Origin of the sequence: Agromyces sp. NPDC052230 (assembly GCF_040679595.1) — a bacterium.
GTDB lineage: Bacteria > Actinomycetota > Actinomycetes > Actinomycetales > Microbacteriaceae > Agromyces.
Map to the genome: position 1 here is coordinate 59,263 of NZ_JBFAVC010000007.1, position 14,914 is coordinate 74,176.

At 70.4% G+C, this 14,914-nt stretch carries 14 protein-coding genes; 2 read left to right on the forward strand and 12 right to left on the reverse strand.

Annotation, left to right across the window (positions count from 1 at the left end; translation table 11 throughout):
- Nucleotides 1-9 precede the first annotated feature (9 nt).
- The 7 genes from AB0K73_RS15560 to AB0K73_RS15590 all read right to left on the reverse strand — a co-directional run bounded on the left by AB0K73_RS15560 (nt 10) and on the right by AB0K73_RS15590 (nt 6,066).
- The gene (locus AB0K73_RS15560) at nt 10-798 is read right to left on the reverse strand and encodes a regulatory protein RecX (protein ID WP_360515348.1); all 789 of its coding nucleotides are present in this window, start codon (nt 796-798) and stop codon (nt 10-12) included.
- A 34-nt stretch (nt 799-832) separates the two neighbouring features.
- Nucleotides 833-1,900: a recombinase RecA gene (gene recA / locus AB0K73_RS15565; protein WP_360515345.1), complete on the reverse strand. Its 1,068-nt coding sequence runs from the start codon at nt 1,898-1,900 to the stop codon at nt 833-835.
- 285 nt (nt 1,901-2,185) lie between these two features.
- Complete coding sequence (locus tag AB0K73_RS15570) at nt 2,186-2,422, reverse strand: DUF3046 domain-containing protein (RefSeq protein ID WP_360515342.1); 237 nt, start codon at nt 2,420-2,422, stop codon at nt 2,186-2,188.
- Nucleotides 2,423-2,486: 64 nt separating this feature from the next.
- Nucleotides 2,487-2,795, reverse strand: a complete 309-nt coding sequence (locus tag AB0K73_RS15575) for a helix-turn-helix transcriptional regulator (protein ID WP_188742899.1) — start codon at nt 2,793-2,795, stop codon at nt 2,487-2,489.
- Nucleotides 2,796-2,940: 145 nt separating this feature from the next.
- Nucleotides 2,941-4,497, reverse strand: a complete 1,557-nt coding sequence (locus AB0K73_RS15580; protein WP_360515337.1) for a tripartite tricarboxylate transporter permease — start codon at nt 4,495-4,497, stop codon at nt 2,941-2,943.
- Nucleotides 4,490-5,056: a tripartite tricarboxylate transporter TctB family protein gene (locus AB0K73_RS15585; protein WP_360515334.1), complete on the reverse strand. Its 567-nt coding sequence runs from the start codon at nt 5,054-5,056 to the stop codon at nt 4,490-4,492. Before AB0K73_RS15585 ends, AB0K73_RS15580 begins: the two co-directional genes overlap by 8 nt.
- Complete coding sequence (locus AB0K73_RS15590) at nt 5,053-6,066, reverse strand: tripartite tricarboxylate transporter substrate binding protein (RefSeq protein ID WP_360515331.1); 1,014 nt, start codon at nt 6,064-6,066, stop codon at nt 5,053-5,055. Before AB0K73_RS15590 ends, AB0K73_RS15585 begins: the two co-directional genes overlap by 4 nt.
- 241 nt (nt 6,067-6,307) lie before the next feature.
- On the opposite strand from AB0K73_RS15590, the gene AB0K73_RS15595 reads away from it, so the two are divergent.
- Entirely contained in the window at nt 6,308-7,939 is a 1,632-nt protein-coding gene (locus AB0K73_RS15595; protein ID WP_360515328.1) for a sensor histidine kinase, read from the forward strand.
- Nucleotides 7,936-8,622, forward strand: coding sequence for a response regulator (locus AB0K73_RS15600; protein WP_360515325.1), 687 nt, complete (start codon nt 7,936-7,938; stop codon nt 8,620-8,622). The genes AB0K73_RS15595 and AB0K73_RS15600 overlap by 4 nt, the downstream gene beginning before the upstream one ends.
- Nucleotides 8,623-8,669: 47 nt before the next feature.
- On the opposite strand, the gene AB0K73_RS15605 is transcribed toward AB0K73_RS15600, so the two are convergent.
- From AB0K73_RS15605 to AB0K73_RS15625, 5 genes are all read right to left on the reverse strand, one after another.
- Nucleotides 8,670-9,029, reverse strand: a complete 360-nt coding sequence (locus AB0K73_RS15605) for an MmcQ/YjbR family DNA-binding protein (RefSeq protein WP_360515323.1) — start codon at nt 9,027-9,029, stop codon at nt 8,670-8,672.
- 3 nt (nt 9,030-9,032) lie between these two features.
- Nucleotides 9,033-9,521, reverse strand: a complete 489-nt coding sequence (locus tag AB0K73_RS15610; protein WP_360515519.1) for a nicotinamide-nucleotide amidohydrolase family protein — start codon at nt 9,519-9,521, stop codon at nt 9,033-9,035.
- Between the two features lie 13 nt (nt 9,522-9,534).
- Nucleotides 9,535-10,146, reverse strand: a complete 612-nt coding sequence (gene pgsA, locus AB0K73_RS15615; protein WP_360515320.1) for a CDP-diacylglycerol--glycerol-3-phosphate 3-phosphatidyltransferase — start codon at nt 10,144-10,146, stop codon at nt 9,535-9,537.
- Between the two features lie 66 nt (nt 10,147-10,212).
- The gene (locus AB0K73_RS15620; RefSeq protein ID WP_360515317.1) at nt 10,213-13,110 is read right to left on the reverse strand and encodes a DNA translocase FtsK 4TM domain-containing protein; all 2,898 of its coding nucleotides are present in this window, start codon (nt 13,108-13,110) and stop codon (nt 10,213-10,215) included.
- A 66-nt stretch (nt 13,111-13,176) separates the two neighbouring features.
- Nucleotides 13,177-14,853: a ribonuclease J gene (locus tag AB0K73_RS15625; RefSeq protein ID WP_360515314.1), complete on the reverse strand. Its 1,677-nt coding sequence runs from the start codon at nt 14,851-14,853 to the stop codon at nt 13,177-13,179.
- Between the last annotated feature and the right edge of the window lie 61 nt (nt 14,854-14,914).

Here is a 14,914-nt window from a genome sequence, read left to right on the forward strand (position 1 = left end):
CGCACCAGTTTACGAGCCCTCGGCTGTGAGCGCGGCCGTCACCGCCTCACGGATGACGTCGGACGGATACCCCCTGCGCTGCAGGAACGCCGACAGCCGTCGTTCGGCCGTCTGCCGATCGAGCCCGCTGAGCTGCCGTGCGCGTCGTTCGGCGACGGTGAGGGCGTTCTGACGCTCGAGGTCTGGGTCGAGCGAGTCGATGGCGGACCGCGCGGCCGAGTCGTCGACGCCACGACGACTGAGCTCCTGGAGGATCGCACCGCTCCCGCGCCCGCGGCGGGACCCACTGACGTGCACGAGCTGCTCGGCGAGGCGGGCATCGTCGAGGTAGCCGAGGCGCTCGTAGCGCTCGATCCACTCCTCGATCTCGGCGTCGTCGAGCCCGTGCTCGGCGAGGACCGCGCGTACCTCGGCGACCGACAGTGCCGAGCGGCGGAGCCGCGAGACGACGAGTCGGTCGATGCGCGCGTCTCGTTCGGGCCCCGTCTCATCGGGATCGTCGTCGACGATCGTGATTCGCCCACGGCGCCGCAACGAACCGGCGGGATGACGGCTGAGGGCGCTCCGCTCGCCGCGCTGCCACTCCCCGGCGCGAGACGTGGACCGGCGGGCGCGCTCAGTGGCCGGGTCGGGCTCGTCATCGAGGCCGGGCTCGAGTTCCGGCTCGAGCTCGGACACCGCATCGAGCTCGGGCTCGACGGCGCCTTCGGACGAGATGGCCGGATCGGCGACCGGTTCGCTCGGCACCACCCACGGCAGGTACGAGACCGGGGCGAGGTGTTCGGCTGCGTCGGTCATCTCACTCCCCTCCCGGTCTCGTCGCTGCATGAGTTCAGGCGCCCTTGCGCCCGAGCTTGGGTTCGATCGATTCGACGTTCGACAGCACCGGCGCGGCGCCCGCGGGCTGACCGATGCCGAGCTTCACGAGGATCTTCTTCTCGATGTCGGCGGCGATGTCGGGGTTCTGGATGAGGAAGTTGCGGGCGTTCTCCTTGCCCTGACCCAGCTGGTCGCCGTCGTAGGTGTACCAGGCACCCGACTTCTTGACGATGGCCTGATCGACGCCGTAATCGATGAGGCTGCCCTCGCGCGAGATGCCGACACCGTAGAGGATGTCGAACTCGGCCTGCTTGAAGGGCGGCGCCATCTTGTTCTTCACGACCTTGACGCGCGTGCGGTTACCCACCGCCTCGGTGCCGTCTTTGAGCGTCTCGATGCGGCGGATGTCGAGGCGGACCGACGCGTAGAACTTCAGCGCCTTGCCGCCCGCCGTGGTCTCGGGACTGCCGAAGAACACGCCGATCTTCTCGCGCAACTGGTTGATGAAGATCATCGTGGTGTTCGTCTGGTTGAGACCGCCCGTGAGCTTGCGCAGCGCCTGCGACATGAGGCGAGCCTGCAGGCCGACGTGCGAGTCGCCCATCTCGCCCTCGATCTCGGCCCGCGGCACGAGCGCGGCGACGGAGTCGATGACGACGAGGTCGATCGACCCGGAGCGCACGAGCATGTCGGCGATCTCGAGTGCCTGCTCGCCCGTATCGGGCTGCGACACGAGGAGCGAGTCGATGTCGACCCCGAGCTTCTTCGCGTAGTCGGGATCGAGCGCGTGCTCGGCGTCGATGAACGCGGCGATGCCGCCGGCTCGCTGGGCGTTCGCGATGGCGTGCAGGGTGAGCGTGGTCTTGCCCGACGACTCGGGACCGTAGATCTCGATGATGCGGCCGCGGGGAAGCCCGCCGACGCCGAGCGCGACATCGAGCGCGATGGACCCGGTGGGAATGACTTCGACCGGGGCGCGATCTTCGCTGCCGAGCCGCATGACCGACCCCTTGCCGAACTGTCGGTCGATCTGGGCGAGTGCCGTCTCGAGTGCTTTCTCGCGGTCTGCGGGTGATGGCATGTGCTGGCTCCTTCGATGCTCGATGCTGCTGCCTGTAGGCTGTCGTTCCACGTTGCGGGCCCCGACTCTTCGGTGCTGACCCGCGGCGTCTCGCGACAAGGCGTTTGCGGTGTGTTCCGACGCATCGACCGTATGGCCGACCTCCGACATCCGTCGCCCCGCGGGGCTGGATGTGGAGGGATGCGTCATTCCTCCTGCTGTCGAGGACGAGCCTAGCCGAGCATCCGAACGCATGTTCGAAGCGACACGCGCGTGTCGAACACGTCTTCGGGCCGCATGCGGGGGTCAGTGCGTGCCGCGTCGCCCGGGCTCGCGACGGCCCGCGCCGTGCCGGCGGGCGGGCGGGACATCCGTCGCCTCGCAGAGGGCGAGCCAGACGTCACGAGGCGGCACCCCGGCCGCCAGCGCCTCACGAGCGGTGCGGTCGCCCATCGCCGCCAGGACGAGGTCGTTCACGACCACGCTGCCGTAGCCCGCGCCGAACTCCTGGTCGACGGCCACCTGGAACTCGCTCAGCTTCATCGATCGTCTCCGGAAACGACATCGGCCGGTCCGAAGACCGGCCGATGCACAACGACGTACTGGGTCAGCGGACCATCATGTCCGCGTCGAACTCGGCGACGAGCTCGTCGGGAACGCTCTCGGGAACCACGGTCATGCCCTCGAGCACCGCGATGCGGTCGCCGACTTCGTGCATGATCACCGAGATGGGCGTGTCGAGTGCCTCGGCGACGGACGCGAGGATCTCTGACGAGGCCTCCTTCTGGCCGCGCTCCACCTCGCTGAGATAACCGAGGGCGACACTCGCCTTGGACGCCACCTGGCGAAGGGTGCGCCCCTTCTGCAGACGGAAGTCCCTGAGAACGTCGCCGATCTCCTGTCGGACCAGAACCATCGGGAACCTCCTTCATTCTGCCTGCGACTCCGCCGGAGTCGGAAACGGGAGCGCCAGTCTAGCTGACTCTCAGTGCTTCCAATCTAGCGTTGCACACTGGGGCTTTCGTGTGAACCTGCCACGTGTAACAGGGTGTTCACGATCCTTATTCCACCCGCTCGGCGTCTCGGGCGGGCTGATCGACCGGAATCGGGGCGGATGCCTCGAGCCGCGCCTTCCTCCGTTTCAGCCACACGCCCAGCCCGATGATGACCCCCAGCGTCGTGTAGGCGATGATCGCGAAGGGGCTGTGCACGAGGTACGACAGGTCTCCCTGGCTGATCGCCATCGACTTGCGGAGCTGCTCCTCGGCCATCGGCCCGAGGATGCCGCCGACGACCATGGGCGCGACAGGATACCCGTAGCGACGCATCATGAAGCCGACGATCCCGATCACGAGCAGGCTCAGCGTGTCGAGCACGTTGAAGTGCAGCGCGTACGCCCCGAGCCCGGCGAAGGCGAGGATGCCGGCGTAGAGGTACGGCCGCGGAATCCGGAGCACCTTGACCCACATGCCCACGAGCGGCAGGTTCAGCACGAGCAGCATGACGTTGCCGAGGTAGAGGCTCGCGATGAGCGCCCAGACGAGCCCCGACTGGTTCTCGAAGAGCATCGGACCCGGCCTGATGCCGTACGACTGGAATGCCGAGATGATGATCGCCGCCGTCGCGGTCGTCGGGAGCCCGAGGGTCAGGAGCGGCACGAGCACGCCCGCGGCCGCCGCGTTGTTCGCGGCCTCCGGGCCGGCGACGCCCTCGATGGCGCCGCGACCGAACTCGCCCTTGGCCTCGCCGCGCGCGAGCTTCCGCTCGGCGGCGTACGACAGGAAGGTCGCGACATCCGCCCCGCCCGCCGGAATGGTGCCGATCGGGAAGCCGATGGCCGTGCCGCGCAGCCAAGGGCGCCACGACCTGGCCCAGTCGCGCCGGGTCATCCACGTGCGCCAGCCGCGCGTCACGGGGATGACGCGCACGGGTCCGTGCCGGAGCCTCGAGGCCACGTACAGCGTCTCGCCGAGCGCGAAGAGCCCCACCGCGATGATGACGACGTCGATGCCGTCGGCCAGGCTCGGGATGCCGAACGTGTACCGCTGCTGCCCCGAGAGCACCTCGGTGCCGATGAGTCCGACGAGGAGCCCCAGTCCGAGCGAGACGAGCCCGCGCGGCACGCTCGATCCGAGCAGGGCACCGACGGTGAGGAACGCGACCACGATGAGCGCGAAGTAGTCGGCGGGGCCGAGCTGCACCGCGAGCTTCGCGATGCCCGGGGCGAGGAAGGTGAGCGCGAGCGTCGCCGCGGTCCCGGCGACGAATGAGCCGATCGCGGCGGTCGCCAGCGCGGCGGCGCCGCGACCGGCCTTGGCCATGCGATTGCCCTCGAGTGCGGTCACGATCGACGCGGACTCTCCCGGCGTGTTCAGCAGGATGGAGGTCGTCGACCCGCCGTACATGCCGCCGTAGTAGATGCCGGCGAACACGATGAGCGCACCCGTGGGGTCGAGCGAGTAGGTGAGCGGCAGGAGCAGCGCCACGGTCATGGCGGGTCCGATGCCGGGCAGCACGCCGACGGCGGTGCCGATGAACACGCCGAACAGCGCGTAGAGGAGGTATTGGGGCTGCAGCGCGGTGGCGAAGCCCTCGAGGAGTGCGGTGAGGCTATCCATGGAAGATCGGGATCCAGTCGAGGAGCGGGCCGGCGGGCAGCGAGAGCCCGAGCCAGGCGCCGAAGACGAGTTGCGTCACGAGCCCGAGCCCGAGCCCGACGAGCACGGCGACCCACCAGCGCTTGGCGCCGAGCGACCACGCCGCGCCGGCGAAGAGCACGGCCACGGCGATGGGCCAGCCCGTCCACTCGATGAGCACGAGCTGCGAGAGGAAGCACACGATGAGCTTCGCCACCGTGAGCCAGTCGGTCGGCGCATCGGGATCGATGTCCTCGCCGTCGTCGGGCACGCCGCGACGACCTCGGACCACCTGCACGATGACGGCGACGGATGCCGCGACGAGCAGCACCCCGACGGCGTACGGGAAGACCCGGGGCCCGAGCACGCTCGCCGATCCCGGCGGAACGCGGATGAACCCGGCCCCCACGATGGCGTAGACGCCGAGCGCCGCGCACACGGCGGCGAAGGCGAACTCGCCGATGGGCCGGCGGGCCGCCCCGGGCACGGGTGCTCCCCCCGACGCCTGCGCGTCGAGGGGAGCCGGTGCGGCCTCGGTCACTTCGCCACCAGGCCGATGGACTGGAGCGTCTGCGTCACCTCGGCGATGTCGTCGTCGAGGAAGGAACGGAAGTCGTCGCCCGTCAGGAATGCGTCGGCCCAGCCCTTCTCCTCGAGCGTGGCGGTCCACGCCCCGGAGTCGTGCAGGTCGGTCACGAGGCTCGTGAGCGCCTCGACGTCGGCGTCGGAGATGCCGCCGGGAGCGAGCAGGCCGCGCCAGTTCGTGAGCTCGACGTCGTACCCCTCGTCGATGAGCGTCGGCGTGTCGCGAAGGAGTTCGACGGGCTCAGGCGACGACACGGCGAGCGCGCGCAGCTCCCCCGCCTCGATCTGCTCGACGAACTCGCCGACGCCCGAGATGCCCGCCTGCACGGTGTTGCCGAGCAGCATCGTGACGGCCTCGCCGCCACCCGAGTTCGGGATGTAGTTCAGCGTCGACGGGATGTCGGCCGGGTCGACGCCGGCCTCGGTGAGCAGCATGCCGGCCAGGATGTGGTCGGCACCGCCCGCCGAGCCGCCCGTGACCGAGATCGCGGCGCCCTCGTCGATGATCGCGTCGACGAGGTCCTCCGTGGTCTCGTACGGCGACGACGCCGGCACGACGAGGACGAGCGCCTCCTCGGTGAGCCTCGCGATCGGGGTCATGTCCTCGATGCGCACCTCCGACGCGTTCGTCTCGACGGCGCCGACCATGACGAGCCCCGTGACCATGAGCGTCGCCGGGTCCTTCTCGTTGGCGAGCGACGCGAGTCCGACGGTGCCGCCCGCGCCGCCGATGTTCTCCACCGGAGCCGAGCCGACGAGTCCCTCGTCGGTGAGCACCTGGGACAGGGCGCGCGCGGTCTGGTCCCAGCCGCCGCCCGGGTCGGCGGGGGCGATGAGGTGCACGGTGTCGAGGGATGCCGCGGCGGCATCCGTCTCGGCATTCGCACCGCCGGCGGGTGTGCTGCAGGCTGCGAGGCCGAGCATCGCGACGACACCGGCGGCGGCGAGGGTGCCGCGCGTGGCCATTCGGATCGGGCTGTGGATTCCGGCCGACGTGCGCGGCCTGCGGTGTGATCGCAACGTTCTCCTCCTTGAGCGCCCGGCGGCATCGCCGGGCGACGATCGATGTGCGGACGACGCTACGGACGCCCCGGGGGCCAGGGAATGCTGCGTTCGTAAGGGTCGTAATGGTCGTTTCGGTCGATTCGGTCGTATTGGTCACGGGCCCGGATGCCCCGTCGACGACCCGGTGCGTCACACTTGACGGGTGGGCCGGTCGATGACGCTTGGCATGCAGCTGTTGCTGCTGCAGGTCGCCATCGTGCTCACGACCGTCGTCGGAACCGGGCTCACGGCCGTGTGGCTGCAGGAGCAGCAGCTCCGCGACGCCTACCAGGACCGCATGATCGCGGTCGCCCAGTCCGTCGCCGGTCTCCCGGTCATCACGGAGGCGTTCGACGACGCCGACCCGTCGGCCACGATCCAGCCGGTGGCCGAGGTGATCCGCAAGGCGTCGGATGTCACGTACGTCGTCGTGGCGAACGACCGCGGCATCCGCTATTCGCACCCGAACCCCGACCGGATCGGCGAGAAGGTGTCGACCGACCCGGCGATCCCGCTCTCGGGCGAGGTCTACGTCGGCACCCAGACCGGCACGCTCGGCGAGTCCTGGCGCGTGAAGGTGCCGATCTTCGCCGCCGACGGCGAGGTCATGGGCCAGGTGTCCGTGGGCATCCTGGAGTCAGAGCTCCGCGCCGACTTCGTCGGCGGCCTCAGCGGCCTGCTCGCGGCACTCATCGTGGCGGCGATCGTCGGCGTCGTGGGATCGGCGTGGATCGGACGGGTCATCCGCCGCCGCATCTACGGCCTCGAACCCGACGAGATCCGGGCCATGCTCGAGACGCGCGAAGCCATGCTGCACGGCATCCGCGAGGGGCTCGTCGCGGTCGACGACTCCGGGCGGATCGTGCTCATCAACGACGCGGCCGCTCGTCTCCTCGGCATCGCGGATGCGCACGCGGTGCTCGGCAGCGACGTCGGCGCCGTGCTCGACCGCGAGCTGGCGACTTTCATCGCCTCGGGCGAGAACCGGGAGACGCCCGTGCTGTCGGGCGAACGGGTACTGCTCGTGCACGGCGACCGCGTGCGCGTCGACGGGCGCGAGGTCGGCTCGATCGCGATCCTGCGCGACCGCACCGAGCTCGAGACCATGCTGCGCGAGCTGCAGGGCGCGCAGGGCCTCGCGGAGGGGCTGCGCGCCCAATCGCACGAGTTCTCGAACAAGCTGCACGTCGTGAGCGGTCTCCTCGAGCTCGGTCACGTCGACGCGGCGATCTCGTTCATCGAACGGGTCGGCAGCGGCGGCGCACTGTCGTCGCTCGACGAGCACGACGGCCTCGCCGATGTGGAGACGGCGGCGCTGGTGCTGGCCAAGCGCTCGCGCGCGCAGGAGCTCGGCATCGCCCTCGACCTCGACCCCGCCTCGCACCTCGATGTCGTGACCGGCGACCTGCCGCGCACCGACCTGCTCACGGTCGTCGGCAACCTGCTCGACAACGCGATCGAGGCCTGCATGCTCGGCGGTCGGGTCACGCTGACGATCCGCGACGACCTCGAGCCCGGTGCTGTGGTCGTTCGCGTGGACGACGACGGACCCGGCGTGCCGTCCGAGCTCCGCGACGCGATCTTCGAACCCGACGTGAGCGGCAAGACCGCGGTGCCCGGCAAGGCGAGGCGCGGCATCGGGCTCACCATCGTGCAGCGCGTCGCCGCCCGGCTGGGCGGCAGCACCACCGTCGGCGGCTCCCCCACGGGCGGCGCGCGATTCACCGTGGTGCTGCCGTGGGCGCCGCCACCGGCACGCCCCGCCGAGCCGAGTCCGATCGGGGTGCGCCGGTGAGCGACATCCGTGCCGTGATCGTCGACGACGACTTCGCCGTCGCGCACGTCAACCGCGCCTTCGTCGACGCGCAGCCCGGCTTCACGGTGGTGGCGGAGGCGCACACGGGCGCCGCCGCCCTGGCGGCCATCGAGCTGCACCGCCCGCAACTCGTGCTGCTCGACGTGTACCTGCCCGACCTCGGCGGCCTCGACGTGCTGCGGCGGCTCCGAGCTATCGGCGACGACGTGGAGGTCATCGCCGTCACCGCGGCACGCGACCTCGACACCGTGCGACGCGCGCGCCTCCTCGGCGTGCGGCACTACCTCGTCAAGCCGTTCTCGGGTGCGAGCCTCGGCGAGCGGCTCGAGGACGTGCGCCGCGGCATCGCCGCCGACCGGCTCGCCCCCGGCACCGCGCTCGACCAGCGAGCGGTCGACCAGGTGCTCGGCGGCGTCGTCTCGGCACGTCGCGCGACGCTGCCGAAGGGGCTGTCAGCGGTGAGCCTCGCGCGGGTCGCGGACCGGCTCGGTGAGTGCCGCACGGATGCCTCGGCAGCTGAGATCGCCGAATCGCTCGGCATGAGCCGCGTGAGCGCGCGCCGCTACCTCGAGCACCTCGTCGCCACGGGCGCCGCGGAGGTGGCACCGCGGTACGGTTCGGCCGGACGGCCGGAGCACCGGTACCGCGCGCCCGGGCGCTGAGGTCGGACCCACCGACCGACGGTTCGGCGGATGTGCGCGTATCCGGGTCAGCCCGGACCGTCGGGATGCGCGAGATCGTAGGCACGCGAGAGCTTGGCGGGGACGACCATGCGCCACGCGTCGACGACGAGCTCGCGTGCCTCGGACGGTTCCAGTGACGCAAGAACTGCGTGGACCCAGTTGAAGCGCAGGTCCGACGCGGATGGCATCTGGAACGTGTGTGGATAGCTCGCGACCAGCGCCGCCCGCTCCTCCTTCGGGAACGCGAAACCCATCACGGTCTCGTCGAGGGAGAACGCCACGTACACCAGCTGACCGACGCGGAATTTCAACCTCCCGCGCACGTACACCGGGTAGGAGCGCTCCAACTCCGCGCCCAGCGCTCGAACATCCTCGACCTCCGCCATGATTCAGAGCCGATCCAGCAGCGCCCCGATGGCGGCCCGCACGGTCGCGGAACGGATCTCGGCGCGATCCCCGGGCAGGTCGAGGGGGATCGCCTCGATCTCGTCGCCCATCGCGACGCCGAGGAAGACCGTGCCGACGGGCTTGCCGTCCTGCGGATCGGGCCCTGCGACTCCGGTGGTCGCGATGCCGAGGTCGGCCGGGCGCCCGTCGACCGCGAGCACGCCTCGCACCCGATCCGCCATCTGCCGCGCGACTTCGGGGTGCACGGCCCCCTCGCGCTCGAGGAGCTCCGCCGAGACGCCGAGGACCGTGTGCTTCACGCCAGTGTCGTACGCGACCACGCCGCCGTTCACCACGAGCGAGGCGCCGGGGATCCGGGTCAGCTCGGCGACCACGAGGCCGCCCGTGAGCGATTCGGCGACGGCGATGCGGAGCCCGCGGCGGGTGAGTTCGGCGACGACGGCCGCCGCCCGATCAGCGGGCTGGGGCATCCGCTCGGCCACGTCAGCCCTCGTGCTGCTCGTGACGCTCGCGCGCCAGCCGGACCGCGTCGCGCACGTAGAGCAGGCCCGACCAGACCGTGAGAATGACCGCCGCGGTCATGAGGATGCCGTTCACCCAGTGGATCCAGGCGTCGCCCACGATCGTCCAGAACGGAAGGAGCGCGAACGAGATGGCGAACGACTGCACGAGGGTCTTCAGCTTGCCGCCCGACGACGCGGGCACGACATTGCCGCGGCCGAGCTCGACGAATCGCCAGATCGTGATGCCGACCTCGCGCACCACGATGATCGCGGTGACCCACCACGGCAGCTCGCCGAGGATCGAGAGGCACACGAGGGCGCCGCTCGTGAGGAGCTTGTCGGCGATCGGGTCGAGGATCTTGCCGAGATCGGTGACGAGGCCGCGCGACCGGGCGAGGTACCCGTCGAGGCTGTCGGTCGAGATGCCCACGATGAAGACCACGGCGGCCACCCACCGGAGCCAGCCGTCCTGCCCGGCATCGGCGAGCAGCATCCAGAAGAAGATCGGAGCGACGATGATGCGGACGACGGTGATGGCGTTCGGAAGATTCCAGTTCGCCGATCGCTCGGAACCGCCGGCGGGAGAGGTCATGGGACCAAGGATAGCGGGCGCGGATGCCGCGTCACCGACCACGCGCGACGGGTCGCGCCGCGCGCGTCACTCCCGCCCCGTGAGCCCCCACGCGTCCTCGTCGGCGTCGCCCTCGACCTCGGGAAGGCCGTGGGTGCGCCGCTCGACGGGATCGTCGTCGTAGCGGTCATCGGGGTCGTCGGGCACCTGCGTCGGCGCGGGCGCGGGCGCGTTGCGCGGTGGTGCGGCGGAGGCGGCGGCGGTCGAGGACCCGGCCGGCTCCTCCCCACGGAGGCGCGCCAGCACCCCGGGCAGCTGCTCGGCGGTCACGAGCACGTCGCGCGCCTTCGAGCCCTCGGAAGGCCCGACGATCTCGCGGGACTCGAGCAGGTCCATCAGTCGTCCGGCCTTGGCGAAGCCCACGCGGAGCTTGCGTTGGAGCATCGACGTGGATCCGAACTGCGTCGACACCACGAGCTCGGCGGCCGCGAGGAGCAGCTCGAGATCGTCGCCGATGTCCGCGTCGATCTCCTTGCGCTCGACGGCGGCCGCGACATCCTGCCGGTATTCGGGCCGCGCCTGACGGGTGACGTGCTTCACGACCCGCTCGATCTCGGCCTCGGTCACCCACGCGCCCTGCACCCGGATGGGCTTCGAGGCGCCCATCGGCAGGAAGAGCGCGTCGCCCTGCCCGATGAGCTTGTCGGCGCCCGGCTGGTCGAGGATGACGCGCGAGTCCGTGACGCTCGTGACGGCGAAGGCGAGCCGGCTCGGCACGTTCGCCTTGATGAGGCCCGTGACGACGTCGACCGACGGACGCTGGGTCGCCAGCACGAGGTGGATGCCCGAGGCGCGCGCCAGCTGCGTGATGCGCACGATCGAGTCCTCGACGTCGCGCGGGGCGACCATCATGAGGTCGGCGAGCTCGTCGACCACGACGAGGAGGTACGGATACGGCTTGAGGCGGCGCTCGCTGCCGGCGGGCAGCACGATCTCATCGTTCACGACGGCCTTGTTGAAGTCGTCGATGTGACGGAAGCCGAACGACGCGAGGTCGTCGTAGCGCATGTCCATCTCCTTCACGACCCACTGCAGCGCCTCGGCGGCCTTCTTGGGGTTCGTGATGATGGGCGTGATGAGGTGCGGGACACCCGCGTACGGGGCGAGCTCGACGCGCTTCGGGTCGACGAGCACCATGCGCACCTCGCTGGGCTTGGCGCGCATGAGGAGGCTCGTGATCATGGAGTTCACGAAGCTCGACTTGCCCGAGCCGGTGGAACCGGCGACGAGGAGGTGGGGCATCTTCGCGAGGTTGGCGACGACGTAGCCACCGCCGACATCCTTGCCGACGCCGATCGTCATGGGGTGCTTCGCATTCACGGCCGCACCCGAGCGCAGCACGTCGCCCAGGGTCACCGTCTCACGGTCGGCATTCGGGATCTCGACGCCGATGGCGCTCTTGCCCGGGATCGGCGAGAGGATGCGCACCTCGTTCGACGCGACCGCATACGCGAGGTTCTTCGACAGCGCCGTGACACGCTCGACCTTCACGCCGGGACCGAGTTCGATCTCGTACTGCGTCACCGTCGGGCCGCGCGAGAAGCCGGTGACCTTGGCGTCGACCTGGAACTGGTCGAGCACCGCCGTGATCTGGCGCACGACGTCGTCGTTCACGGCCGACCTGGCCTTCGCCGGCGGACCCGCGGCGAGGGTCGACGCCGCCGGCAGGTGGTAGGGGCGCTCGGGCACGGATGCCTCGGGCTCGTCGCCGCCCGCGAGGCTCGCGCCGGCCGCACCGGCGTGACCTGGCGCACCCGACTCGCCGTCGCCCGGCTCGTCGAACACCGAGAGCACGCTCGTGGCACCGCCGTCGTCGCCGCGGAGCCCGGTGCCGCCGCGCGGCACGTCACCCGTGAAGCGCTGCAACGCCGTCTCGGCGCGCTCGAGATCGCCGATCACCTCGCTGCCGTACGACGTGACCACGCCCTCGATGGGCGACTCGAAGCTGCCCGCCGCCGAGCCCGCACCGAACACCTCGGTGATGCCGTCGACGCCGGGCGCCTCGTACGCCGGATCCTCCTCGCGGTTCGACGCGTTCCGCCGCCACCACGGCACGAGGCCGCTGCGTTCGCCGTCGTCGCCCGCCCCGTCGATGCCGTCGAGTTCGGTCGGCACGGACCTGCGTCGGTCGCGCCGTGACGGCTTCGAGGCATCCGTCGCCTGCTCGTCGGGCTCGGGCGCGCCGAACAGCCACACGTAGAGCTCGCGGAACCGCGCCGGGACGCGGTTCGGCGGGGTCTTCGTGATGATGAGCAGCGACAGCAGGAGCAGCACGATCAGCACGACCGCGGCGCCCACCTCGGTGATCAGCAGGATGAGCGGCTGGGCGAGCATCCAGCCGAGGATGCCGCCGGCGCGCGCCAGCACGGCCATGCCCTCGCGCGGCTCGGGCTGGCCGCCGAACAGGTGGCTGAGCCCCGAGACGGCGAGGAGCAGCAGCCCCATGCCGATGCCGATACGCGTGTTGTCGTGCACCGAGCTCGGATGCCGGAACAGCCACACGGCGAAGCCCAGCATGATGACGGGCAGCGCGAACGCCAGCCGGCCGAACAGGCCGCCGAAGGTCCACGAGTCGAGCACCTGCGCCCACGAGTCGTTGATGAAGAACCACTCGACGACGGCGCCCGCGATGGCCAGCAGCACGAGGAAGAACGGCAGGCCGTCGCGGCGCTCCTCTTTCGCGAGCGTCTCAGGGCCGAGCGCGCGGGCCGCGCCGCCGGTGACGTGCGCGAGGCCCATCCAGGCCCGCACGAGCACATTGGGACGCTCGGATGCCGCGGGCCGCCGCTTCGGCACGCCCGCCGAGCCGCGCGCGGTGGCCGCCGGGAGCTTCTTGGTCGGAGCCGTCTTGGCGGTCGTCTTCGCGCTCGAGCCGCGCGCGGGCGTGCCCGAGGCACGCCCGTTCGACCTGGTGCGCGTAGCCATGCCCCCAACGTTACGGCCGACCACCCGCTCGGGCCGACAGGACGCGGCGAGTGTTCGCGATCGGCGCTACGCCTCGATGACGAGCGGCACCAGCATCGGGCGACGGCGCAGGCGGCGGTTCACCCATGTGCCCATCGTGCGCCGCACGATCTGCTGCAGCCCATGCTGATCGCGCACGCCGTTCTGGGCGGCCTCGAGGAGCGCCGCCGAGATCTTCGGCTTGACCTCCTCGAACACCGCGTCGTCCTCGGCGAACCCGCGGGCGTGGATCTCTGGTCCGACGATGATGCGGCCCGTCGAGGCATCCACCACGATGATGACCGAGATGAAGCCCTCCTCGGCGAGGATCCGGCGATCCTTCAGGTCGGCGTCGGTGATCTCGCCCACGGTCGTGCCGTCGACGTAGACGAAGCCGAGGTCGAGCTGCCCGGTCACCCGCACCTGGCCGTCGTGCAGGTCGTAGACCGTGCCGTTCTCGCCGATGAACGTGTTGCTCTCGGGGATGCCCGTGTCCTGCGCGAGCTTCGCATTGGCGAACAGGTGCCGGTACTCGCCGTGGATCGGCAGCACGTTCTTCGGCTTCAGGATGTTGTAGCAGTAGAGCAGCTCCCCCGCCGCCGCGTGGCCCGACACGTGCACCTTCGCGTTGCCCTTGTGCACCACGTTCGCGCCGAGCTTCGTGAGCCCGTCGATCACGCGGTAGACCGCGTTCTCGTTGCCCGGGATGAGGCTCGAGGCGAGGATGACGGTGTCGCCCTCGCCGACCTCGATCTGGTGATCGCGGTTCGCCATGCGGCTGAGCACCGCCATCGGCTCGCCCTGCGACCCCGTCGACATGTAGACGATGCGGTCGTCGGGCAGGTCGCCCGCCTTCTTGAAGTCGATGAGCACGCCCTCGGGCACCTTCAGGTAGCCGAGATCGGCGGCGATGGTCATGTTGCGCACCATGCTGCGGCCGATGAGCGCGACCCGCCGGCCGTTCGCGTGCGCGGCATGCAGCACCTGCTGGACCCGGTGCACGTGGCTGGAGAAGCTCGCCACGATGACCCGACGGGGGGCACGGGCGATGACCTCGTCGAGCACGGGGCCGATCGAACGCTCGAGCGGCGTGAAGCCCGGGACATCCGCGTTGGTGGAATCGACCATGAAGAGGTCGACGCCCTCCTCGCCGAGCCGCGCGAACTCGCGGAGGTCGGTGAGTCGCCCGTCGAGGGGCAGCTGGTCCATCTTGAAGTCGCCCGTGGCGAGCACAGTCCCCGCGCGCGTCTTGACCGCGACGGCCAGCGCATCGGGGATCGAGTGGTTCACCGCGATGAACTCGAGGTCGAACGGGCCGATCCGCTCGCTCTGGCCTTCGCTGACGGTGAGGCTGTACGGCTGGATGCGGTGCTCCTTGAGCTTCGCCTCCACGAGCGCGAGCGTCAGGGTCGAGCCGATCAGCGGGATGTCGGAGCGCATGCGCAGGAGATACGGCACCGACCCGATGTGGTCCTCGTGGCCGTGTGTCAACACCACGCCGACGATGTCGTCGAGGCGCTCCCGCAGGAACCCGAAGTCGGGCAGGATCAGGTCGACGCCGGGCTGGTGCTCCTCGGGGAAGAGCACGCCGCAGTCGATGATGAGGATCTTGCCGTCGATCTCGTAGCTCGTCATGTTGCGGCCGACCTCGCCGAGGCCGCCGATGGGGATGATGCGGAGCGTTCCGGGTTCGAGCGGGGTGGGATCGATGACGACGTCGGGCATGGGCCCTCCTCACGTTGCGGTGTTCAGTTCGGTTCGGCCGGTCGGGCGGATGCCCCGGCCC

What these genes read in the sequence shown, in the direction of transcription:
- AB0K73_RS15560 (WP_360515348.1), bottom strand. Translation starts at nt 798, where the DNA reads ATGACCGACGCAGCCGAACACCTCGCCCCGGTCTCGTACCTGCCGTGG.
- recA (WP_360515345.1), bottom strand. Translation starts at nt 1,900, where the DNA reads ATGCCATCACCCGCAGACCGCGAGAAAGCACTCGAGACGGCACTCGCC.
- AB0K73_RS15570 (WP_360515342.1), bottom strand. Translation starts at nt 2,422, where the DNA reads ATGAAGCTGAGCGAGTTCCAGGTGGCCGTCGACCAGGAGTTCGGCGCG.
- AB0K73_RS15575 (WP_188742899.1), bottom strand. Translation starts at nt 2,795, where the DNA reads ATGGTTCTGGTCCGACAGGAGATCGGCGACGTTCTCAGGGACTTCCGT.
- AB0K73_RS15580 (WP_360515337.1), bottom strand. Translation starts at nt 4,497, where the DNA reads ATGGATAGCCTCACCGCACTCCTCGAGGGCTTCGCCACCGCGCTGCAG.
- AB0K73_RS15590 (WP_360515331.1), bottom strand. Translation starts at nt 6,066, where the DNA reads ATGGCCACGCGCGGCACCCTCGCCGCCGCCGGTGTCGTCGCGATGCTC.
- AB0K73_RS15605 (WP_360515323.1), bottom strand. Translation starts at nt 9,029, where the DNA reads ATGGCGGAGGTCGAGGATGTTCGAGCGCTGGGCGCGGAGTTGGAGCGC.
- AB0K73_RS15610 (WP_360515519.1), bottom strand. Translation starts at nt 9,521, where the DNA reads ATGCCCCAGCCCGCTGATCGGGCGGCGGCCGTCGTCGCCGAACTCACC.
- pgsA (WP_360515320.1), bottom strand. Translation starts at nt 10,146, where the DNA reads ATGACCTCTCCCGCCGGCGGTTCCGAGCGATCGGCGAACTGGAATCTT.
- AB0K73_RS15620 (WP_360515317.1), bottom strand. Translation starts at nt 13,110, where the DNA reads ATGGCTACGCGCACCAGGTCGAACGGGCGTGCCTCGGGCACGCCCGCG.
- AB0K73_RS15625 (WP_360515314.1), bottom strand. Translation starts at nt 14,853, where the DNA reads ATGCCCGACGTCGTCATCGATCCCACCCCGCTCGAACCCGGAACGCTC.